Genomic DNA, 22,834 nt, shown 5'->3' on the forward strand with positions numbered 1-22,834 from the left:
GATTACGCTTCGACAAAAGCCTCGTGCAGTATTCTTACAGCAAGTTCGGAGAATTTCTCCTCAACGACGCATGAAACTTTTATCTCACTGGTGGTTATCATTTTTATGTTTATATTATTCTCTGCAAGGAGAGAGAACATCTTTGCCGCTACGCCTGCGTGGCTTCTCATACCCACGCCCACAATAGATACTTTGGCGATGTTCTCATCAGCCAAAACCTCCTTGGCACCTATCTCTTTTGCGATGGCGTTGCAAACGTCTGTTGCGCGCAGAAGATCGGTTTTCTGCACTGTAAAGGACATGTCAGTGTTTCCGTCCTTTCCGACGTTCTGAACGATAACGTCAACGTTGATATTGCTCTCGGCAATTTTATTAAATATTTGTGATGCGATTCCGGGGTTGTCTGGAACAGCCGTAATAGTAATTTTCGCCTGATTTTTGTCTGAAACTACGCCGGTTACAACGACCTGCTCCATGTCTGAATCCTCCTTGGTTACTAATGTTCCGGGTTTTTCCTCAAGGGATGAAAGAACCATTATATCAACATTGTGGTTCATGCCGAGTTCGACACTTCTGGACTGGAGAACCTTTGCGCCAAGAGACGCGAGTTCCAGCATTTCGTCATAGGATATCTTATCAAGTTTTTTGGCATGTTTAACAATTCTGGGGTCTGCGGTGTAAACACCGTCAACGTCTGTATAAATTTCGCAAACGTTTGCTTTAAGCGCCGCTGCAACTGCAACTGCGGACGTGTCTGAACCGCCCCTGCCAAGGGTCGTGATATCGCCTGTTTCGGGGAAAATACCCTGAAATCCAGCGATGATGCAAACTTTGCCTTTTTTGAATTCTTCTCTGATACGGTCAGCCTTAACATCCATAATACGGCTGTTGGAGTGTGCGCCGTTGGTAGTCATACCAATCTGGATGCCCGAAAGAGAAACAGCGGGATAGCCCATAGAGATAAGCGCCTGCGCAACAAGTGGTGAGCTTGCAGATTCGCCTGTGGATACGAGCTGGTCGTATTCTCTGGGGCTGTACTTAGGGTCAATCTCTTTCAGGAGGTTGATAAGCCTGTCTGTTTCGCCGGACATGGCAGAAACCACACATGCAACGTCATGCCCCTGATCTTTCTTCTTTGCGATGATTCTCGCGACATTTTTGATGCGTTCGATGGAGCCTACGCTGGTTCCGCCGAACTTCATAACTACAATGCCCACTAAAGTCCTCCTTAAAAAGCCGTCAACCGTTGATAACGGGACTTTTCAGAAAAAATTCTGCTATGCGGTAGCCTTCTTCTATGAAAAACGAAGGTTTCATAAACTCATCATATGTAAGGTTTCCGTCGGGTTTAACACCTGTCCCGTATATTATGCAAGGAACGGGTTCCGCAACGTGTGTACGTTTCTTAACAGGTGTCGGGTGGTCTGGTGACACCATTATCCTGAAATCCCCGAATTTTTTCAATCCGTCAAGAAGTATGGGGAGAAGTCGGCTGTCGATGTTTTCCACAGCTTTAATTTTTTCACTTATACTTCCCATATGTCCTGCTTCATCAGGGGCTTCCACGTGTATGAATACATAATCATTTTTTTCGAGAGATTTCAATGCGTATTCAGCTTTGCCCTCAAAATTGGTATCGATGAATCCTGTCGCTCCCGGAACGTTAATAATTTCAAGTCCGCCGAATTTACCTATACCGCGGATAAGATCGACAGCCGCCACAACAGCGCCGTTAAGTCCGTAAAGCTCTTTAAAGCTTGGCATTTCGGGTTTGCTGCCCTCGCCCCAGAACCATATGCTGTTGGCGCGTCCATATTTTCCGCCTTCAAAGACCTTTCTGGCGCGCTCCATGATTGAGAGCAGTTTTTCAGCGCCCTTTCCTTTCGGCAGATATTGTTCCCATTCCTGCCCCATGATGTCGTGGGGAGGCGTGGTCTGAAGTTCAAAATCAACGTTGCGCATCACCATCAGGTTTCGGTAGCCCACACCTGCATAAAACTCTGCACCTTCGCTTCTGAAAATGCTGTCAAGCTCCGCTATGCAAACCTTTGCAACGTTTCCGTCTATGTGGTGTGCGGAAAAATCGTCCATAACTTTCCCGTCAAGGGTCACGAGGTTACAGCGGAAAGCCATATCGCCCTTGTTAAGTTCAATACCCTGACTTCCGGCTTCCAGAGGGCTTCTGCCTGAATAATACACTGTAGGGTCATAGCCCATGAGCGAAAGGTTGCAGATGTCGCTGCCTGGGTAATAACCGTCCGGAGTGGATTTTATGAATCCGCCGACACCATCTTTCGCCATCATGTCCATATTCGGTTTTTTAGCGGCCTGCATTATGGTTCTGCCGCCCAGTTCATCTATTTTATGGTCGCTCATCCCGTCGGTGAGCAGTACAACAAATTTCATTTAAACAAGCTCCTTAACTCTTATGGCGACTGTTTTGTCGCTTACGCAGTCCTCACTGTCTATTTCGGCAATAGCTTTCATGATATTGTTCGCAACAGTTTTGTGAGTCATGAAAACCATTGTGACAACCGCACCTGGCGCTCTGTCATCGGGCTGAATAGCCTGTGAAATGCTTATGCCGTATTTGCCGAGTATACCCGCTATCTTCGCCAGAGTTCCGGGTTCGTCCAGAACTGTGAAACGCAGGTAAAACTTGGATTTTATATCCTTTATATCCCTGATGGGATAGTAATAATCGAAATCCCTCGTGAATCCCAGCACGGGAACACGTTCCGCACATCCACCTGCGATGTCGCGCGCTATGGAAACAACGTCAGCTGTGACTGCGGAACCTGTGGGTTTGCCGCCTGCACCGCGCCCGTAATACATTGTCTTGTCCACGCTGTCGCCGACGAACTCAACCGCGTTGAAAACACCGCTCACCTGCGCCATCATCTCAGCGTTTGGCAGAATTGTAGGATGAACGCGTACTTCTATACAATCGTCGTGTTTTTTTGCTATTGCAAGGAGTTTTATCTTGCAGTTCAGCTTCTTAGCAAACTCAATATCCACTTTTTTGATATTGGATATGCCTTCGACATATATCTGATCGAAAGGTATCAGTGTTTTAAAGCCGATAGATGCAAGTATAGCTATCTTATGAGCGGTATCAATACCTTCGATATCGAATGTCGGGTCTGCTTCGGCATAGCCTTTTTCCTGTGCAACTTTAAGCACTTCCGAGAATTCTTTACCCTCTGCCTCCATGGACGAAAGGATATAGTTGGCTGTTCCGTTGATGATGCCGAATATCTCTTTGATGTTGTTGCCTACAAGGTCTTCTTTAAGCACGCCGATGAGCGGTATGCCACCGCCAACCGCACCTTCAAAGCCGATTGTAACGTTATTTGCCTGTGCAGCCTTGAAAACCTCTGCGCCGTGTACGGCAAGAAGCGCCTTATTAGCTGTTACAACATGTTTTTTAGCATTAAGAGCTTTCAGGATGATATCCTTTGCAAAGGTATATCCGCCAACAAGTTCAATGACGATATCAATTTCGGGGTCGTTGATGATATCCTCAGCGTTGTTCGTTACAACCTGACAGAGCGCAAGCGTATCATCCAGTTTCGTTTTATCTATTTTAAGATCTGCGATCGTTTTGAGGCAGATGTCGATACCAGTTTTTTCAAAGATATCCTGTTTGTTCTTAAGCAGAATATCAGCAGTTCCCTTGCCTACAGTTCCGTATCCGATCAGACCTGCGTTCACTTTCTTAGACATTAATTCCTCCGAATTTGGATACAATACAACCGTTAAAAATTATGTCCAACGATATTAGTTGATTTGATATTTCAAGTCAAGAAAACTGCTGTGTTTTTTACGGAAAATATACCTTACGTTTTAATTAATCGGAGGTGATATCCACATTCCTTGTCCCCTCCGGTCGCCACGCGGGAGAGATGGTCTTTGCGCCTATCCGTTTGCAGTTCAGAACAGAGGCGTAAGAAACCGTATGTTTTCCGAATTTTGAGTTTATTTTATCTATTGCATCATAAAGTTGCGGATATTTCTGAAACTCATCCATTATGTTTGTCAGTGCAACATATTCTGAAACAAGACTTCCAAGTGTAACACCAAGCAACCTTATAGGCGTTTTATCCCAAATCTCATCAAAAATACTAACGACTTCTTCGTATATGTGGTGGGTTGCCGATGTAAAAAAACCGAAGGTCTTCCTTTTGCCGATATTACCCATCTGTGTGTCACGAATGGTCAGGTGCACCGTTTTGCCTGCAAAGCCGTTCTTCCTTGCCCGCGCGGAAACCATTTCTGAAAGCTGGAGCAGATAATTGAGCGCCTCTTCCCGTTTTGTCAGAAACACAGGCATGGTCATACTGTGTCCGATGGATTTAACAGGCGGTTCCTCGGATACGACACCGTCGGCATACTGCCCGCAGACCATCTTATAAAGCCTTGTACCGTATATGCCGAACATATCCTCAAGCCGATCCTGACCGAAATCACGAAGATCTTTAGGACTGAATATCCCAAGCTCACGGAAGCGCTTTGCCAGTCTGCGCCCTATTCCCCAGATATCTCCCAGTTCAAAACCGTCTATGAAATCAATAACCTCGTCCGGCTCAACCATATGAAAACCGTCAGGTTTGTTGACACCGCTTGCCATTTTCGCAATGAGCTTGTTCGGACCCACCCCCACAGAGCAGGTGATATTGAATGTCTTCTTAACAAAGGATTTTATCATGTATGCCGCATCAACGGGGTTGATGTCGGTCTTTGATATATCAAGAAATGCCTCGTCAATGGAATAGACCTCCACTTCCGGTGTTATAGTTCTCAGATATTTATTTATCTCTGTTGATATATAAGTATATTTTCCACTGCTGGCTGTAACCAGAGTGACATGAGGACAAGCCTTCATAGCTTCATATTTGCTCATTCCGGTTTTAACGCCGCAGGCTCTCGCTTCGTAAGAGCTGGTTACAACAACGGTTCTCTCTTTGGCACCGATAACGGCTATGGGCTTGCCTCTGAGATGCGGGTTTGCAGACTGTTCCACAGACGCAAAGAAAGCGTCCATGTCCATGCAGAGTATCATTTTCCGTCCCCTTCATCCATTCCTTCAAGGTACCAGCAGGCATCCAGACCGCTGAACGACAGCTCGAACACGTTCAGACCGTCGGTAACGGTATATTTATGTACGATGTCGTTTCCGGCGCGTTCTTTCCATCGGTAGCAGATATCCTTAACAGTCACTTTTTCGCCGCGCAGACTGAACCAGACTGGTCTTGGGCTGTTTTCAAATACCGCACCTACACGCACCTTTTCATGCAGGTTCAATATCATAGCCGCCCTCCAGAGCGCGTATCACCATTTTCACGGTGCCTATGACCCTGAAATCGTCATATTCACCAACAGGTATAGGCGCAAAATCGGGATTGGCAGGCATAAGAAAAACTCCGGCAGAGGTTCTTTCAAATGTTTTGAGGGTGACTTCTCCGTTGATGCGGAATGCCCCCATCTGACCGCTTGTGACCTGATTGGTCAGACGTATGAGAACACAGTCGCCGTCCAGAATAGCTTTGTCCTTCATACTGTCGCCATCCACTCGCAGAAAGAAATGATCATCGCCTATTGGTTTGTCCAGACGTATGTAGCCCTCCACGTTCTCTTCCGATGTTACGGGAAGACCTGCCTTGATACGTCCGAGTACTGGGATTCCATGCGAAGGTTTTTCAAGACCGCGGGCGATGTTTTCAGTGCGCCTTAAAGCTCCCGACTGCGTCAGCCTGTCCAGCATATTTTTTACGCTGGCTGTTGAAGAGAGTCCCATCCCTTTGGCTATTTCACGGACAGATGGCGAATATCCGTTATCTCTTATGAACTTATCAATGAATTGCATGAACATTTTTTGCCTGTCTGTCATACCGTCCTCCATAGACGAACAAGTGTTCGCCTATGAATATAATAGCTCAAAGGCACTAAAAGTCAAGAAAATTGATCACTGGATTGTTGTGCAGGAAAAGTTCTTGAATATCACGTCTTTAATAGTTTTGATATTGTACTGGGCAGCGTAACCGTCTTTCAGGGATTGCGCCATGATGTCTTTTCCCTCTTTGGTGACAGCTTCGTCCGGGTCTATGCCGCGCAGAGGTTTTGCAAGCATGGGCGCAATGTTGTGACGGAATTTAAGAACCAGTTTCGCATCTTTTTCACGCGGGAAGATGATATTTATATCCCCACTGCACATCGTTCTTGTGCCGACCCTGCTGGAGTAAAGTTTAGCTCCGGTCATTTCAAGCGCATATGTACCGTCAGCATTTTCTTTAATGTCGATGGAACTGAAATCACCTGACGGAACGTCGGTTGCTTCGTCTATTTTTTTTGAAATCTCTGAATTTTTAAGGGCGTAGTTTACAAACAGAAACGCTATCAGCGCAACCAGAACGGAACCAATAAGATATTTACCCATCAGGCTTTTCCATCGACAGGCTTAAATTTTTCCAGCCCGTACACTTTAATTTTGCGGTGCAGATATGTGCGTTCTATCTCAAGTATTTTCGCGGACTGGCTTATGTTCCAGTCGTTTGCCTGAAGTGTTTGGAGGATATATTGTTTTTCAAAACCTTCCTTAGCGTTGCGCAGAGCCGCACCGTTTTCAGACTCGTACTTGTCCTCTTCCAGTGCGCGAAGGAAATCAGGTGCATCCTCAACGTCCATGGTCTCGTGTTCGGAAAGCACGACCATGCGTTCTATAAGGTTTTTTAGCTGGCGAACGTTACCTGGCCATTCAAAAACCATGAAAAGCTCCATGAGCTGCAGGCTTACTTTTTTCAGTTCAAGCCCGTTCAGTGAGCAGGCCTCGCGTATAAAATGCTGCATAAGTATCGGAATATCCTCTTTGCGCTCGCGCAGTGGCGGAACGGTAAGCGGTACCACATTTATTCTGTAATAGAGGTCTTCGCGGAAGTTACCCGCCTCTATCTCTTCTTCGAGATTCTTATTTGTAGCTGTTATAAGCCTGAAATCAGATTTAACGGGCGTATTGCCACCGACGCGGGTAAAACTGTTATTCTCCAGCACACGCAGAAGTTTTGCCTGTGAAGGCATAGACATGTCGCCTATTTCGTCGAGAAATACGGTGCCGTTGTCCGCTTCTTCAAATTTGCCCATTTTCTGAGCCACAGCTCCGGTGAAAGAACCTTTTTCATGTCCGAACATCTCTGTTTCAAGCAGTTCCGAAGGGATGGCGGCGCAGTTTATCTCTACAAACGCGTCCTTTGCCCTGCGGCTTAACATATGAATAAGGCGTGCCACATGTTCCTTTCCGGTACCGTTCTCGCCGTTTATCATAACCCATGCGTTTGTAGGGGCTATCTTTTCTATCTTCTTTTTAAGCTCGTTTATTGGTCTGCTGACACCGATAATGTCATATTTTTTTATAAGGTCGCTTCTGGTCTCGCGCAGGTCGTGCATAAGCTGAAATTTGTCAGTAAGGTGTTTTACTATAAGCAATATGCGTTCCAGCGACAGAGGTTTTTCGAGGAAGTCATACGCGCCTCTGCGGGTCGCCTCAACAGCATTTTCGATGTTTCCGTGACCGCTGATTATAACAACCTCAAGATCGGGAAAATAGCTTTTAATATCGCGCAGACCGTCTATGCCGTCCTTGTCGGGAAGCCAGATATCCAGAAACAATATATCGTACACGCATTTTTTAAGCTGTGCAAAACCGTCAGCGAAAGTCAGCGCGTAATCAGCCGTATATCCTTCATCTTCAAGGATATCTTTAATGGCTGTACATATTCCTTTTTCGTCGTCGATGATCAGTATTCTTGCCATAGTTTAAGCCTTGCGAAACTCCATAAGAAAACGTGTGTATTGTCCGTATTCGCTCTCAACGGTGATATTTCCGTTGTGAACCTCGATTATCTTTTTAACGATAGCAAGTCCCAACCCTGTGCCGTCGGGTTTCTTACTGAAATACGGGATGAAGACCCTTGCAATGTCCTCCTGAGGGATACCCTCTCCGTTATCTCTGTAATCTATGCGGATCATGCCGTCGGTTTCAGTTACGTTGATGGTTATTTTACCTTTCCTGTTCATAGCGTCAATGGAATTATTTATCAGATTGATAAAAACTCTTTTAAGCTGGGATTTATCGCCCACAAATCCTATCTCCTGGCAGTTTATCTCAAACTCCACAGTTTTTGATGCGGCATAAAAAGCGTATATCTCGTCAAACAGTCCCTTAAGGCTGAACTGCACCATCTTAAGCTCCGGCAGGCGTGCGAACATATTAAACTCGTTCACCATGCTTTGCAGGCTCTCCACCTCAGCAATTATGGTGTCCATGCTGTTTATTATGGTGTCTTTTTCGCTCTCACCCATAGAAGCTTTCCGCCTGATTCTCTCCGCGGTAAGCTTTATAGGGGTTAGAGGATTCTTTATCTCGTGGGCTATGCGGGTGGCTATCTCTTTCCAGATGCCGACACGCTGGAAGTTCAGAAGGTCTGTTATGTCGTCAAGTACTATCACAAGGTTATCAACCTCTCCGTCATGACTGAAAATCTTTGTTATGGTGGCGGTCATGGTACGCAGTTCGCCCTTAAGAAGTATCTCTATCTGGAATTGTGTTTCACGTTCCTCGGTTTCAATAAATGCCGCTGCGGGTGTAAGTACGGAAGAAAGGAACGCTTCGTTCGCAAATTCTATGACAGTTTCGGCGTAATCGTTCTTTTTCAGCAGCTCAAAGCTATGTGTATAAAGGAATATTGCCGATTTAACGTTCTTGAATATCGAGTCGATATACTGGTTGTCACGCGTTATCTGCATGAACATTTCCGACAGTTTCTCATTTTTCAGATTCAGTTCGGTGTTGTGGGCATTCAACCGCTTTATCATGGAGTTGAACGACCGCGCCAGATAAGCAAGCTCGTCGTTACCCTGCACATCCACCTCAACATCAAGATTTCCTTTGGAAACAGCCGCAGAGGCTGACGCAAGGTTTTCTATTGGGCGTGTTATGCTCTTGGCATACACGAGACTGCCCCAGATGGCGGCAAACACCACCAGAAGCGTCATAAGCATCGTAAGGGCTTTGAACGAGTTCTTTACGGGATTGGCAAAATGCTCGGTCTGCCTGTATGTGTTGTACGAGGTAAGAATATTTGCAATATCAGAGGCTTCGTTCTTAGGCACTTTTTTATATACGACAACAGCACCTATTATCTTGTTTGAATTCTTTCCTGAATATATCGGACGACCTACCCAGTATATCTGGTTGTCCTTATCCATGGCATATCTGGCTATCAGTTCCTTATTCAATATGCGGGTAATAGTATCTTTATCGACAACCTTTCTGGTTCTGTCTTTTTTCTTATGAACGGATAAAATTCTTTCATTATAAGCATTATAGATGGAAATACCGTCAACACGATCTTTTTCCATATATCCGTTGATAAATTTATTCATTTTTGTTTTGTTGTTCTTATAGACAAAATCGCCGGATGATATGAAGCTTGCCAGCAGATCGCTCTGTTCAATGACATAGTTCTCAAGCTGGGTCTGATACTTCTGCATAAGGCTTACAGAGCTTTCAAGTGCCTGTTGTATCTGGGAGTTAAACCATTTATCAATACTTTTGTTTATGACTTTGTTTGAAAATACGAAAACTATAACGACAGGAATTACAGCGATTATTATTGAAAACGATACCAGCCTTCCCTGAAGCCGGGTGCCGAAAATGTTCTTCTTGCGGTCTATGTAAAGCTTGCCAAGGTTTCTGAATATAAGTATGCAGACAACGATGAGCAGGATGATATTTATATTTACCAGCAGAAATATAGATATGTTTGAATACCAAGGAAACTCATTGTCGAATATTTCTGACGACGCCATAATGTTGAACACCAGCAGTGTCACAAGGATAAAGGCGTATGTATATTTGTTTTTCCAGTTTGATCCGGAGGTTCCCGATAGTTTCGGTCTGAATCTGAATCTCACGTCAGCCTTCCATTTCCTGAGAAAAGAAATCATCTGTCTTTTTTTCAGAAGACGTTTTCAGGTCGGATTCGTCAAAACGAATCACCGCAACCTTCTCTTTCTTTTCCTCTTTTTTCTCTTCCACCAGACCTTCAAAATAGTCTGTTTCAGATCCTGCGTCTATATCTATATCGTCAAAGCCGCTGAAGGTATTGTCATTGTTATGTTCTTCGTTAAAAGTTTCAAAACCGCTGAACGAAGTATCAGAATTCTGCGCCGTATCAGTAAGTCCGAAATCGTCGGCAATATCAATTGCCGTATCAACACGAGAAGTTACATCATCAACCGCAAAACAGTCCAGCTCCATAGGTTCGTATTCTGAAATTTCATTTGTCTGTCCAAAGGTTTCAAGCACTGCCTCTGTTTTTTCCGCAGCAGGTTCTTCCTTTGTATCTGATTCCGAAGCCAACATTTTGTCAGCTTCCTCAAGAGCGATACCGCAACCGGATCTTTTGCATATATCTTCTATACTCTTAATATCAAGAGTATTTTCCAGATACATCTCAAATATGAGTCCTTTTATCCTGTCTCTGTCCCCTTTCAGCGATCCGAGATAGAGCAGATGGTTTAAAACTGCTTTGTCCGCAACCGCCTCTTTTATCTCCATAGACACGCCGTATGTCGCTTCCGCAGGTGCCGCGGCAATGATATCGTTGAATTCGTCCGCATTGAAATTTTTGCTGAAATAAGCCGTAATTGCGCCTTCCGCCATTTCAAAGTTATCAGGGTTGCGTTTGAGGAAACCTTTCAGAAAAGGCATTACAAGGTCAGCTCTGCATCCTGATTCCAGAAGGTAGACTATCATATCGTCAATCTCAAAATCGCTCAAAACACGGCTTTCAACACAGTCTGCCAAAATATCCGAAAGCTCCTGATATGACCCCAGAACGGTAAGTTTGCGCAAAACTTTGATTATTATGCGCCTGTCGTCAGCGTTTCGTCTGAATATTTCTGTAAGCAGAACGGAACATTCGTCGAATTTTCCTGCGGATTTGTACATATCCGCCAGTGCGAAAAGATAACGGACGGCGAGTTTCTGCCGCCCCATCTTTTCGTATATGTCATAGGCAAGCCTGTAAAACCGCGGTTTATCGGAAGATACGATTATCAGTTTTGAAACGATGCTGATTGCTTCGTAGTAGCGTCCGGCAGAAAGATACCTGTCAGCAAGCCTGATAAGGAGTGATTCGCCCTTTGCCCTGTCTTCCGCCAGAAAACAGATGTTCGACATCATTCTTAAAGCGGATAAACTGTCATTGTTCAGAGCATAATATTCTTCGTATGCATGGAGGGCTTTTACATATTTTCCCTCCACATACAGGTTGTGAGCTTCAAAAATATCCGGCTCTTTTTTTCCGAAAAGCATCAGATATCCTTTTTACTTTTATTTTAACTGAAATTTCGGATCATTCAAAGTATTCTGCGGACTGAACGTCAGTTTCCCAAACGACGACACGCTCGGTAAGCTCACCGAACGTCTCTTTAAGCCTGCCGTAGATAAATCGTGCGATGTTTTCACTTGTCGGATTATTTTGAACAAAGAATTCAACCTGTTCATTCAGGTATTTATGATCTAATTCCTCAAGTATATCTTTAAGTCTTTTTTTAAGTACGGTAAAGTCTACGAGCATCTCTGTTTCGTTCAGTCTATCGCCCTGAAGATACGCCTCAACGCGCCAGTTATGCCCATGGAGATTTTCACATTTTCCGTTATAATTCCGCAGGTTATGCGCTCCGTTGAATTGCTGGATAACTCTTACTCTGTACACTATAACATCCCTTCCAGATCTTTTTTTGAAAGCACTCTCATTTCGCCCGCCTTCATTCCGTCGAGGTTTACACGACCTATGCGTACACGTTTCAGTCTCTTCACCTGAATATTGAAGTGTCTGAACATGTTGCGTATCTGGCGCTTCTTTCCTTCATAAAGAATGACCCGATAGCGTCTCTCTTCGGTTTCCGTAACGATACAGGGCAGATAGTCTATGCCTTCGTATGTGATTCCGCGTTTCAGCTCATCAATCTGAGCCTGATGCAGACGTCTTGTCACACTTACGATATATTCTTTCTGAATCTTTTCATCGCTTTTCTGTAATTTTCTGATGAAATCGCCGTCATTGCTGAAAATTATCAGCCCTTCACTGTCATAATCGAGCCTGCCGGAATATGCCGGTTTTTTTTCAGCCAGTTTCGGGAAAACGTCCAAAGTCTCTTTGCCCTGTCCGTCTCCATATGCCGTAACTATCTTTACAGGCTTGTAAAATGCCCAATAGAAGTAGTCTTCCACCCCTACTTTCGCGCCATCCAGAGTAACTTCGGATGTTTCATCCACCTGTACCCAGGGACCTTCCGCAACTTCACCGTTAACAGTCACGCGTCCGTCTGCAACAGCTTTGTCGGCATCCCTTCTGGAAAGGGAGGTGTTTTCTGCTAAATATTTGTTAAGTCTTATCATTATTTGGTTTTAAGTTCCTGCCATTCTCTGAACGTCGGCAGTTCGGAGATGTCGTTGATTCCCATATATTCAAGGAAAAACTTGGTTGTGCTGTAGAGCAGAGGTTTTCCGGGAACGTCTTTTCTGCCTGTCACCTTTACAAGGTTTTTATCCAGCAGATAGCGTACTGTTCCGGAGGAGTTAACCCCTCTGATCTCGTCTATTTCAAGCCTTGTGATAGGCTGTTTGTAGGCTATTATTGCAGCCGTTTCAAGTGATGCACGGCTGAGAGTCTCTGTTTTTTCTCCGAAGAAAGGTTCCAGTTCAGTAAAGAGTTCTTTATCCGTAACCATCTGAAAGCCGCCAGACACCTGACGTATCTTAATACCCAGCGACATCCCGTTAAACTGCTCCATATAGTCCAGAAGCCTGTTTTCGAGATTGATAGGGTCAAGTATCTTGCGAAAGAATTTATTGTCCAGCGGTTCGCCCGCCAGAAACAGCGAGCTGAAAAAGATTTTCTTTTCTCTATCCATTTGCCGCACCCTGTTCAATTTGCTCTATCACTATCTCGCCGAAGGTCTCCGCCTGCATAGCGCGTATGATTGCGAGGCGCATCAGTTCCAGAACAGAAAGGAACGATATGACAACTTCCCGTCTGCTTGCGCAGGTTTTAACTACATCCGTCCAGAAAAGCTTCTGTTTCTCATAAACCAGCGCCTTTATTTTTACAATAACATCAGACACATCCACAATGTCTTTTTCAAACTTCATGGGTTTTTCGTTGTCTTTTTCAAGCGCACAGAAAAAGGCGTTCGCAATACGGTACGGGTCTTCCGTCTGTATGGATTCGCGCTCAATGAATATCGCCGAACCTCTCATGAGATACTTTCCGGAATCATTTTCAAGTTCTCTAAGTTTCTGAGCGACGTCCTTATAGAACGAATATTCCACCAGTCTCTGAGTAAGGATGAATTTTTCCTCTTCCGGATCAAGCTCTTCCAGAGGAAGTGACTCTTTCGGCAGAAGCATCCTTGATTTCAGATAGATGAGGTATGACGCCATATTTATAAACTCGGCGGCAATCTCAATATCCATCTTTTCCATCTCCTGCACAGCATCGACAAACTGTCCGGCAATGAAGGCTATGGGGATGTCGTAAATATTCAGTTCGTTCTTATATATCAGGTGGATAAGAAGATCGAGGGGACCTTCAAAATTATCCAGCCTGACATCGAGCAAATGGCTCATATTTTAAGCGCTTTCCTCACTTTTTCCATCATGCAGGCTGCCTCTTCGTTGGCTTTGTCCTGCATGGGCTTTAAGAACTCGTTTATATCCTTGATCTCGTTTTCAAATTTTCTGCGGCGCTCCTGAATGGGTTCCAGAAGTTCCTGCATATGCTTATAAAGCATCATTTTACATTCCATACAGCCTATTCCGGCGGATGTGCAGCCTTTTACAATGTATTCTCTCTCTTCTTCGGTGGAGAATACTTTATGATAGTCGAACACAGGGCATACATCCGGGTTTCCCGGGTCTTTCAGCCTCTGACGGTTGGTGTCTGTCACCATCTTTTTAATTTTGCTCTCAACCTCTTTCAGGTCTTCTGAAAGCATTATAGCATTTCCGTAGCTTTTGCTCATCTTTCTTCCGTCAAGTCCGGGGAGCCTTGGCACTTCCGTAAGCACGCCTTTGGGCTCTGTGAACACTTCGCAGGAATAAAGGTGATGGAACCTGCGGATTATCTCGCGGCTAATCTCAATGTGCGGGAGCTGGTCTTCGCCAACGGGTACATAGGTTGCGTTATACATTATGATGTCCGCAGTCATAAGCACCGGATAGCTGAGGAAACCGAGGTTTGACAGGTCTTTATTCGTCTGTTCCTGTTTAATTTCCTTGTAAGTGGGACATCTTTCCAGCCAGCTTACAGGCGTAAGCATTGAGAGCAGAAGGCTCAGTTCCGCGTGGTAAATGTTGTGGGACTGAACAAACATAGTACATTTGTTCGGGTCAATACCGACACTCAGCCAGTCGAAAACAAGCTGTCTGCGGTTCTCTATTATGTCTTCGGGATTTTCGTAATTCGTAGTAAGCGCGTGCCAGTCTGCAACGAAATAGAAGCAGTCGTGTTTTTCCTGCAGATCCAGCCAGTTTTTAAGCGCTCCGTAATAGTGTCCGATATGCAGTCTGCCCGTGGGGCGCATTCCGCTCAATACTTTTTCCATTTATAAAACCTCTAAAGAAGAATATTCATAAAAAAATTCATTGCAGGCAGAAGAACATAGTCTATCGCCCTTGTAAGAAACAGAAGCAGGATTATGATAAAACCATACCTTTCTATGGCGGCAAATTTTACAGCCTTGTCATAGGGCAGAAAATTCGTCACTATGCGCCCTCCGTCAAGGGGTGGTATAGGTATCAGATTGAAGATGAACAGCGCAAGGTTTATAGATACCGATATTTTAAGCATCCCCGCAACAGGCACCAGCACTTTCATGAGCATACTGCCCTCCTGCACCTGAACGTTGTACAGAACGCGAAGGAGGATAGCGGAAACTATCGCCAGCACAAAGTTTGACATGGGACCGGCAAAGGCAACGATAGCAGGACCGTATCTTGTTTTGCGGTAAAGGTTTCCGTAATTCACGGGAACAGGTTTTGCCCAGCCGAAAAGCCTTGTGATTATCAGAAACAAAAGACCGAAGAGGTCTATATGTGCAATGGGGTTAAGGGTCAGTCTGCCCGCTCTTTTTGCCGTGTCGTCGCCAAGCATATATGCGCTCATGCCGTGTGAAAACTCGTGAACGGTCACCGCAAACATGAACGGCACTATCGCAAGCGCTATAAATCTTATGTATTCAGCTATATTAAAATCCATCATAATTATTTATCACCTCTTACATTTCAAGTCAAAGACTTTACGAATTGAGATATGTTCAATTTTAAGATAATAACCATGCAAATATATACATTATGCTGTTCAAAACTCAAATTTGTATTATACTTAACGATGATTATTTTACATGAGAAGATATGAGAAATATCGAACATAACAATATTTTTGAATTAATTTCTTTAGATACAGGGATTTCTGAAAGCGATCTGATCACGAAGCTGCGGAGCATGGGCAGGCGTTCGTTTCTGGATTATGCCGCAAAAAACGGACTCACTCTTATAGGTACGTCTATGCCATTCGGTTCCGAAGTTTTCGACCCGAACGGTAAAATCCTTATCAATTCAGGAGTTCCAATCGGAAAATATCTTGATGCGCTCCTTGACAGATATGTAAACGATGACAGATTTCAGACTTCTTCAATATCCATCAAATGTACTTCCGATGTCCTGAGCTACTACCGCTCAAAAACCTATGAACGCATAGAAATGATACTTAACGACTTTATCTTTTCACAGAATCAATACAGTTCGTTTTACGATAAGATAAAGGAAAATATGCTTGAGGTTAAAGCTCTTGACGTTTTCAACAGGGCTGTGGATCACATGCTTGCATCATCCGACGGCATAACCGCAATGGTGAAGATATTCAAGAACGCCACTGATAAAAGGGAACTGATAACCGATAACTTCAATTCGGCATTCATAAGTCTCGCACTCACCCCATTTTCCAGAAATATACTTATAGGCGACGAATCCGGCGGATTTCTCACAAAGATAGCTCTTACATCCATATTGCAGAACATTGCACAACTTATGGACTGTGACAATAATCAGGACTGCATGGAACGCTCGGCACAAATAGCAAAGTCGCTGATAAACGACGATTCAGTTGAAGATGCTATCCGCATTAAAACATACGCAGACGGCGACAAATCAGTACCGATATTTGCTGATCAGATAAACAGAAAAAATTTCTTTCTGCGGATGCTGATAACTGTTAATTTATTCGTGGAATTAGTAAAAATCAACAAAACAGACCCACATAACCTTGAAGTGCATAAATCCCTTTACGAACTTGCGGAACTCGGATATGCAGACAAAGAGATGGTATCATTCATCAGCAAACTGTTTCTGCCTGCCGTAAAATCCCTGGTTCTGGAATACGCATATAAAATCAAAAACAGCTGCGGCGCAGACCCTGTTATATGGAGTACCATCGGCGACATGCTGCCTGTGAAATTCCTTTGCCCTAAACCAAACTGTCTGCACGCAGGACAACATAAAACGTTTATACCTGAAGACGTTAAGATTGAAGCTGACAACGTTTACCAGACGCGTATAAATGCGGGCATGTACCACACATGTAAAATGCTTACGGATAAGCTTCAGGATTACTTTAAATCTGTTTCTCAAAAAGCGGAAGACTGAACCATTGCCTGTCTTTTATATGACTCACCCCACTCTGCCATGGAATCCAATACCGTTTTAAGGCTGTACCCTGTTTCTGTCAGCGTATATTCAACCTTTGGCGGTACTTCCGCATAAACCTTTCTGTCAACAAGCATACACTCTTCCATCGCGCGAAGATTTGCGGTCAGCATCTTCTGCGATATTCCGCTGACTGATTTTTTCAGCTCTCCAAAACGCTTCGTTCCTTCCAGAAGATCGCGTATTATAAGTATCTTCCATTTATCACCCATCAGCATGAGTGTTACCTCTACAGGGCAGGCTGGCATATCTTTTTTCATCAGGTTTCCTCCAATAGTTTCCATTTGGTAACTATGGTACAAAAAGGTGCTTACTTTACAGAATATCCTATAAACCATAATGTAGTCATACAAATTGATTAAACAAGGAGAATGTTATGAAAATAGCAGTTATAGGAGCAAGCGGAAAACAGGGAAAAATGCTTGTGGAAGAAGCGCAAAAAAGAGGTCATGAAGTTACGGCAGTTGTGCGTAACAAATCAAAAATGGCAGGATTTAAAGGCGCTATAGTAGAAAAAGACATTCTGGCACTCGCGTATTCAGATATAAAAGACAACGATGTGATCATCAATGCTTTCGGTACCGGAGCCAGCGACGACCCTATTCTTCATCAGACAGTTATGACGCATCTGATTGATATTCTGGCAGGAAAACCAAACAGATTCCTTGTTGTCGGCGGCGCAAGCACCCTTTATGTGGACAAAGAACATAAAATACGTTTGCTGGACACACCTGAATTTCCAGACGCATGGAAAGGAGTTGCAGGAAGTATGGCAAAGGCTTTTGATACACTCAAACAAAGAAATGATGTGAACTGGACGTTTTTCAGCCCAGCCGCATTTTTTATGGCAGACGGTGAGCGTACGGGCAAATATACTCTCGGTCAGGATGAGCTTATTCTGAATTCAGAAGGAAAGAGCGAGATAAGCTATGCGGATTATGCAATCGCTATGATAGACGAAGCGGAAAAAGGAAATTATATCAAAAAAACGCTTCACAGCAGTTGCAGGATAAATCACAAGGGGCTTAATCGCCCCTTTTTTATTGCCCGAAATACTTGCGAACCAGCCCTTCCGCCATATCCATATCGTTCAGAAAAGTTATTTTTATATTGTCCGGCAAAGACATTGCCCATTTAACCTGCACTCCGAAAAGCTCCATTGCCTGCGCTTCGTCTGTGATAACAATCCCGCGTTCATCGGCATTTTCCACCGCTTTTTTAAGAAGAGACGTTCTGAATATCTGCGGGGTGTGTGAAAGAACGTATTCGTCTCTGCTGACAGTCTTTTCAACTAATTTGCCGGATATCTTTTTCAATGTATCGCGTACCGGCAGTCCGCATATAGCAGCACCTGTTTCTGTGGCGGCATCAGCAACGCTTCGCACAATATCTTCCGTGATGAAAGGTCTGACAGCGTCATGTATTAAAACGTAGTCCGTCGTGACTGCTTTAAGGCAATTATAGACAGTTTCATATCTTTCTCCGCCGCCCTGAACAAGCTGATAATTCTTAATATCCGCCATTGAAAGCTGTGAATAGAGAAAATAGAAGTCGTCGGGATTTGCACCGAGAATGAATTCTTTGAAAGGATAAGCACGGTTCAGAGCCGTAAGCGTATAGTACAGAACAGTGTGACCCAGAATTTCAAAAAACTGCTTTTTAACGTCGCCGCCGAAACGTTTGCCCATTCCGGCGGCAGGTATTATTGCGGTTATATTCAATACTTCACCTTAGTAAAGATTATACGTCCCGATTCAGTCTGCAAAAGACTTGTGACGTTGACTTTTACTGTTTTTCCAATCAATTTTCGTCCGTTTTCCACAACAACCATCGTGCCGTCGTCGAGATATCCGACACCCTGGTTGGATTCCTTACCCTCTTTAACAACGCTTATTTCAAATTCCTCACCCGGAAGAACCGACTGGCGCATCGCCATGGACAGCGTATTTATGTTCAGAACCTTGATGTTCTGAATCTCAGCAACTTTCAACAGGTTAAAATCTGTTGTTATTATATCAGCTTTCAGCTTTTTCGCCAAGGCAACAAGTTTTTCATCAACGGTGCCTATTTCAGGAAAATCACTGTTGTTTATCTCAACAGGTACAGCTGTCTGTTCCTGCAAGCGTTTCAGAACATCAAGCCCGCGTCTGCCCTTTTGTCTGCGCAGGTGATCGTGGGAATCAGCAATGTTCTGGAGTTCTTTCAGTATAAACGTAGGGATGACCAATCCGCCCTCTATAAGTCCTGTATCAACGATATCCGCCATACGTCCGTCTATGAGTGTTGACGTATCAAGCACTTTTGATGACGCGCTGAATTTTATCTGTTTTGGCTGTTTTGCCATCAGTCTTGAAAGAACGTTCTCTATTATCCATGAAAATTTCTGACCTGTCGCAACGCCGAGATAAAGTGCGAAGAAATAGAACGCCAGACGCAGAGAATCATTATTGAAATACGTCTCAAAAATAGAGGCTATAAAATACGCTGCAATAATAGCGACAACAGCGCCGGCAAGACCGCCATAAAACTTATAGCTTTTGATGTCTGCTATAAGAGTCTCTATGAAAACTATTGCGAAAATGACGCCCATTGAATAAAGAACCGCCTGCGGCATCCCGATGCCCAGCGTATCCCTGACCAGATAAAACGCCACCAAGACGAAAACTGCATATAATATTCTGAAAATCCACATGTTATCCTCGTTTTAAATGTTTATTCAGAGCCTCAAAATCACCCTTTCTGCCAAGTGCGATAAGTGTGTCGTTCGCTCTGATGACCTCGTTGGGTCCGGGGTTATAAATAAACCCGCCGTCGCTTTTTCTTATAGCGACAATAATGATACCGATCTTACGAACATTGGAATCAACAATTGAAGTGTTTTCCAGAACATTGCCTTCATGTATCATAACCTCTTCAACCATTATGCCGTATTCCTGATTTCCCATAGCCATGGAAAGGAAATCCGTTACATATGGTTTTATGATGCTGTAAGCAATGCTCTGTCCGCCGATGGTGTAAGGCGAAACTATCTTGTCGGCTCCCGCCCACTCAAACTTTGTTACCGCTTCTTCCTGCGCAACCTTAGCTACAACATACAAATTCCTGTTAAGCCCTTTTGCCGTGAGGACGATGTAGAGGTTCTTCACATCCGTATCAACGACGGTGATAAGCCCTTTCGCACGCATCACGCCGGCTTTTTTAAGAACCGCATCATGGGTTGCGTCGCCTGTAACAAACACATATTTTTCTTCCGCTGATTCGCTCACTCTGTCTTCGGGGTCAATTATGACAAACGGCACATTGTTTTCTCTGAGCAGTCCCGCAATTATCCTTCCCATGCGTCCGAAACCGCAAAGGATATAGTGACTGTTCATGTTGTCGATAATGTGGTTCATCTTTTTTCTCCCGAAAAAATTGGTAAGGTCGCCTGTAACAACATAGTCAATAAATTGTGTCGCAGTGTATGCAACCGTACCTGTGCCGGATATGATAATAAAGATCGTAAATATCTTACCTGCATCCGACAGAGGGAATATCTCGCCATAACCTACTGTAGCCATGGTGATAATTGTCATATACAGTGAATCGAGCATACTCGCATGCTCAATGTGCATATAACCGAGTGTTCCTGTCACTCCGACAAGAAATATAAGTGCTGTACCGATGTAAACGTATTTGAGCTTGCTGAATTCCATTAAAGGAGCATTCCGATAAGCCTAAGCAGCATATTCTTAAGAAAATACAGCAGGAATATCAGAATCATAGGGCTGATGTCCACAGGTCCCAGAGGGGGGATTATCCGGCTGAAAGGAACAAGCACAGGATCTGTCAGGGCTATTATCGTCTGCACAACAGGGTTTGAAGGGTCGGGACTGACCCAGCTCATCAGTGCGCGGATGATTATCACCCAGATATAGATACCGAGCAGGCTGACAATCGACAACAAACCGGATTTAAGGGACATGAACATCGAGGAAATAAGACTGGATGAAACAAACGTAAAGTCTGTTCCGTGCTGCATAAAAAGAATGACTGCTCCGTTTACAACGGTGAAAAAGACGAAAACGAGAACGATCGCAGGAACAGCTACGGCGTTTGACCGTATAGGCAGAACCGCCCGCACCGCATTGACCCAGAAAGAGCCGAGACGGTTAAAATACATTGAGAAATATGACATACGACCGTTTCCGGCAAAAATACCGAGTATTATACTGACAATGTAGAACATCATCAGGAAGTTAAGCATGTCAGATATTGCAAAAAACGCAGATATCACAAAGCTCATTCCGCCCATTGCATAGTACAGCAGAGCAGTAAGCGCCGTCGCGAGCAAAATGAAAATGACGGTTGATCTGTCGGCGTTCTTTTTATTCAGTTTAAGCAGTTTTTCCATGAGGGGGTCGGTGAGCTTAGCCACCATCTTGCCGATGGGGTTGAAATAAAGCTCCTGTCTGGTCATGACACTGCGCAGCAGTAACACCACCAGATAAGATTTTATCAGCATTGAAATAATAGCCATCGTTTCCCCTTTATCATCGTCCGCCGAAAAGAGCTGTGCCTATTCGCACCATCGTACTGCCCTCTTCAACAGCTATTGTGTAATCGTCGCTCATTCCCATAGACAAAATATCCATAGTATTCTCATTTTTGACAGACATCTTATCAAAAAGTTCTTTCATCGCAGTAAAATATTTCCTGTTTTTTTCCTCATCGTCTGTCAGCGGCGGTATCATCATAAGCCCTCTCAGGTTCAGATTGGGCATATTTTTTACAGCTTTGCAAAGGCTTTCCGCCTCTTCCGCTGTAACTCCGGACTTGTCAGGATCGTTTGCTATGTTCACCTGAATAAGAATATCCTGAACACGGTCTATCTTATTGAAATATCTGTTAAGTTCATCCGCCAGCCTTTCGCTGTCAACTGAATGTATCAGCCCGAATATATCTCCCAGATACTTCACCTTATTGGTCTGAAGATGCCCGATGAAATGAAGCTCAAGCTCATTCAGATCTTTAAGTATTTCTTTCTTTTCAACGGCTTCCTGAACACGGCTTTCACCGAATATACGGTGTCCGCATCCATATGCATCAAGAATAGCCTCCGCCGGATAATATTTGCTTACAGCAACAACTTCGACGCTGTCTGTCCTACCCGCTCTTTTCATTGCGGCATCTATGTTTTTTCTGACCTCTGCAAGTCTGTCAGCGAACATCGCTTCTCCTTACGATAACCCCCATCATACGCCCTGTTACGCCTTTGTCTCTGCGGTGAGAATAAAGGCTTTCGTCTTCAAAGGTGCAGTTGCGCAGATGCTCAATGTGTCTGATACCTGCATTCGTGAGATTCTGCTCTATCACAGTGCGCAGACTCAGATAAAGTTTTCCGTCCTTAACCACGATGCTGTCGTGGCATATCTTGCCGAATGTATCCGCCAGTTCCGGTCCTATCTCGTAATTGGCGCAGGATATCCCCGGACCTATGCCGGCAAACACGGGAAAATCTCCATGTTTGACAAAAAGTTTTATCGCTTCACCCATGATATCCGAAGAAACGGATTTATGTCCGCAATGCAGTGCAGCGACAGCTTTTTTGCCGGCGAGAAAAACGTTATAGCAGTCGGCGGTGAGTACGCCAAGGGCTATATCGCTTTCCAAAGTGAAAAGTCCGTCACCCTCTCTGTACATTATATCTGTATAATTGTCAGATGTCACTTCATAGACCATATTTCCGTGAACCTGATTAAGATTTACAAGCTTTGAAAGGTGAAATTCATTTTTCAGAAGTTCGATATTTTTCATTGCCACACGGTGGTCTTCGGCTGTGCTTACGGCGAGGTTGAAATTTCCGTAGTCCCCTCTGCTATATCCACCGTGGCGTGTTGTTACAAAACAATCAACACCTTCGGGGACAGTTTTATATGAATTTATGATAATATTGCTCATAAAGGCAAATTTCTCCTGTTTTGGGGTGTATGATACAGCGGGTTAGTTTGTACTTCAAGTAAAAAA

Annotated in this window: 25 protein-coding genes; 2 read left to right on the plus strand and 23 right to left on the minus strand. The window is 44.2% G+C overall.

The window, feature by feature from the left end; genetic code table 11:
• Nucleotides 1-2 precede the first annotated feature (2 nt).
• The 16 genes from LRY47_RS05185 to LRY47_RS05260 form a co-directional block, all read right to left on the minus strand.
• A complete protein-coding gene (locus tag LRY47_RS05185; protein WP_295223197.1) occupies nt 3-1,217 on the minus strand; it encodes an aspartate kinase in 1,215 nt (404 codons plus the stop codon).
• 22 nt (nt 1,218-1,239) lie between these two features.
• A complete protein-coding gene (locus LRY47_RS05190; protein WP_295223199.1) occupies nt 1,240-2,406 on the minus strand; it encodes a cofactor-independent phosphoglycerate mutase in 1,167 nt (388 codons plus the stop codon).
• Nucleotides 2,407-3,726, minus strand: a complete 1,320-nt coding sequence (locus tag LRY47_RS05195) for a homoserine dehydrogenase (protein WP_295223200.1) — start codon at nt 3,724-3,726, stop codon at nt 2,407-2,409.
• Nucleotides 3,727-3,850: 124 nt separating this feature from the next.
• Entirely contained in the window at nt 3,851-5,062 is a 1,212-nt protein-coding gene (locus LRY47_RS05200; protein ID WP_295223201.1) for a DNA polymerase IV, read from the minus strand.
• The gene (locus tag LRY47_RS05205; protein ID WP_295223204.1) at nt 5,059-5,310 is read right to left on the minus strand and encodes a hypothetical protein; all 252 of its coding nucleotides are present in this window, start codon (nt 5,308-5,310) and stop codon (nt 5,059-5,061) included. The genes LRY47_RS05200 and LRY47_RS05205 overlap by 4 nt, the downstream gene beginning before the upstream one ends.
• Complete coding sequence (gene lexA, locus LRY47_RS05210) at nt 5,291-5,890, minus strand: transcriptional repressor LexA (protein ID WP_295223207.1); 600 nt, start codon at nt 5,888-5,890, stop codon at nt 5,291-5,293. The genes LRY47_RS05205 and lexA overlap by 20 nt, the downstream gene beginning before the upstream one ends.
• A 75-nt stretch (nt 5,891-5,965) precedes the next feature.
• Nucleotides 5,966-6,436, minus strand: coding sequence for a hypothetical protein (locus LRY47_RS05215; protein WP_295223208.1), 471 nt, complete (start codon nt 6,434-6,436; stop codon nt 5,966-5,968).
• The gene (locus LRY47_RS05220; protein WP_295223209.1) at nt 6,436-7,806 is read right to left on the minus strand and encodes a sigma-54 dependent transcriptional regulator; all 1,371 of its coding nucleotides are present in this window, start codon (nt 7,804-7,806) and stop codon (nt 6,436-6,438) included. Before LRY47_RS05220 ends, LRY47_RS05215 begins: the two co-directional genes overlap by 1 nt.
• 3 nt (nt 7,807-7,809) lie before the next feature.
• Nucleotides 7,810-9,969: an ATP-binding protein gene (locus LRY47_RS05225; protein WP_295223211.1), complete on the minus strand. Its 2,160-nt coding sequence runs from the start codon at nt 9,967-9,969 to the stop codon at nt 7,810-7,812.
• Nucleotide 9,970: 1 nt separating this feature from the next.
• Nucleotides 9,971-11,374 (minus strand): hypothetical protein, encoded by a 1,404-nt coding sequence (locus tag LRY47_RS05230; RefSeq protein WP_295223213.1) that lies wholly within the window; start codon nt 11,372-11,374, stop codon nt 9,971-9,973.
• 40 nt (nt 11,375-11,414) lie between these two features.
• Nucleotides 11,415-11,777 (minus strand): 6-carboxytetrahydropterin synthase QueD, encoded by a 363-nt coding sequence (queD, locus tag LRY47_RS05235; RefSeq protein ID WP_295223214.1) that lies wholly within the window; start codon nt 11,775-11,777, stop codon nt 11,415-11,417.
• Nucleotides 11,777-12,463, minus strand: a complete 687-nt coding sequence (locus LRY47_RS05240) for a pseudouridine synthase (protein ID WP_295223216.1) — start codon at nt 12,461-12,463, stop codon at nt 11,777-11,779. The genes queD and LRY47_RS05240 overlap by 1 nt, the downstream gene beginning before the upstream one ends.
• A complete protein-coding gene (gene scpB / locus LRY47_RS05245) occupies nt 12,463-12,978 on the minus strand; it encodes an SMC-Scp complex subunit ScpB (RefSeq protein ID WP_295223217.1) in 516 nt (171 codons plus the stop codon). Before scpB ends, LRY47_RS05240 begins: the two co-directional genes overlap by 1 nt.
• Nucleotides 12,971-13,693 (minus strand): segregation/condensation protein A, encoded by a 723-nt coding sequence (locus LRY47_RS05250; RefSeq protein WP_295223219.1) that lies wholly within the window; start codon nt 13,691-13,693, stop codon nt 12,971-12,973. Before LRY47_RS05250 ends, scpB begins: the two co-directional genes overlap by 8 nt.
• Nucleotides 13,690-14,670: a tryptophan--tRNA ligase gene (gene trpS / locus LRY47_RS05255; protein ID WP_295223220.1), complete on the minus strand. Its 981-nt coding sequence runs from the start codon at nt 14,668-14,670 to the stop codon at nt 13,690-13,692. The genes LRY47_RS05250 and trpS overlap by 4 nt, the downstream gene beginning before the upstream one ends.
• Nucleotides 14,671-14,681: 11 nt before the next feature.
• Complete coding sequence (locus LRY47_RS05260; RefSeq protein WP_295223223.1) at nt 14,682-15,323, minus strand: site-2 protease family protein; 642 nt, start codon at nt 15,321-15,323, stop codon at nt 14,682-14,684.
• 155 nt (nt 15,324-15,478) lie between these two features.
• Between LRY47_RS05260 and LRY47_RS05265 the strand changes: the two genes are divergently transcribed.
• The gene (locus LRY47_RS05265) at nt 15,479-16,768 is read left to right on the plus strand and encodes a hypothetical protein (RefSeq protein WP_295223225.1); all 1,290 of its coding nucleotides are present in this window, start codon (nt 15,479-15,481) and stop codon (nt 16,766-16,768) included.
• Here LRY47_RS05265 and LRY47_RS05270 read toward each other — a convergent pair.
• Nucleotides 16,750-17,088 carry a helix-turn-helix domain-containing protein gene (locus tag LRY47_RS05270; RefSeq protein ID WP_295223228.1) on the minus strand — a complete coding sequence of 113 codons (339 nt, stop codon included), beginning with the start codon at nt 17,086-17,088 and terminating at the stop codon, nt 16,750-16,752. The genes LRY47_RS05265 and LRY47_RS05270 overlap by 19 nt on opposite strands.
• A 116-nt stretch (nt 17,089-17,204) precedes the next feature.
• On the opposite strand from LRY47_RS05270, the gene LRY47_RS05275 reads away from it, so the two are divergent.
• Nucleotides 17,205-17,966 carry an NAD(P)-dependent oxidoreductase gene (locus tag LRY47_RS05275; RefSeq protein ID WP_295223229.1) on the plus strand — a complete coding sequence of 254 codons (762 nt, stop codon included), beginning with the start codon at nt 17,205-17,207 and terminating at the stop codon, nt 17,964-17,966.
• Here LRY47_RS05275 and ispD read toward each other — a convergent pair.
• From ispD to LRY47_RS05305, 6 genes are read right to left on the minus strand one after another with little or no spacing between them, the layout of a single operon-like run.
• Complete coding sequence (ispD, locus tag LRY47_RS05280; RefSeq protein ID WP_295223230.1) at nt 17,869-18,549, minus strand: 2-C-methyl-D-erythritol 4-phosphate cytidylyltransferase; 681 nt, start codon at nt 18,547-18,549, stop codon at nt 17,869-17,871. The genes LRY47_RS05275 and ispD overlap by 98 nt on opposite strands.
• Entirely contained in the window at nt 18,546-19,520 is a 975-nt protein-coding gene (locus tag LRY47_RS05285; protein ID WP_295223232.1) for a TRAM domain-containing protein, read from the minus strand. The genes ispD and LRY47_RS05285 overlap by 4 nt, the downstream gene beginning before the upstream one ends.
• Before the next feature lies 1 nt (nt 19,521).
• Entirely contained in the window at nt 19,522-20,523 is a 1,002-nt protein-coding gene (locus LRY47_RS05290; protein ID WP_295223234.1) for a potassium channel protein, read from the minus strand.
• Nucleotides 20,523-21,347, minus strand: coding sequence for a YggT family protein (locus LRY47_RS05295; protein WP_295223236.1), 825 nt, complete (start codon nt 21,345-21,347; stop codon nt 20,523-20,525). The genes LRY47_RS05290 and LRY47_RS05295 overlap by 1 nt, the downstream gene beginning before the upstream one ends.
• 13 nt (nt 21,348-21,360) lie before the next feature.
• Nucleotides 21,361-22,038, minus strand: coding sequence for a YggS family pyridoxal phosphate-dependent enzyme (locus tag LRY47_RS05300; RefSeq protein ID WP_295223239.1), 678 nt, complete (start codon nt 22,036-22,038; stop codon nt 21,361-21,363).
• Nucleotides 22,028-22,768 (minus strand): polyphenol oxidase family protein, encoded by a 741-nt coding sequence (locus LRY47_RS05305; protein ID WP_295223240.1) that lies wholly within the window; start codon nt 22,766-22,768, stop codon nt 22,028-22,030. The genes LRY47_RS05300 and LRY47_RS05305 overlap by 11 nt, the downstream gene beginning before the upstream one ends.
• Nucleotides 22,769-22,834 lie beyond the last annotated feature (66 nt).

It is taken from the genome of Seleniivibrio sp., assembly GCF_021209385.1.
Classification (GTDB): Bacteria; Chrysiogenota; Deferribacteres; order Deferribacterales; family Geovibrionaceae; genus Seleniivibrio.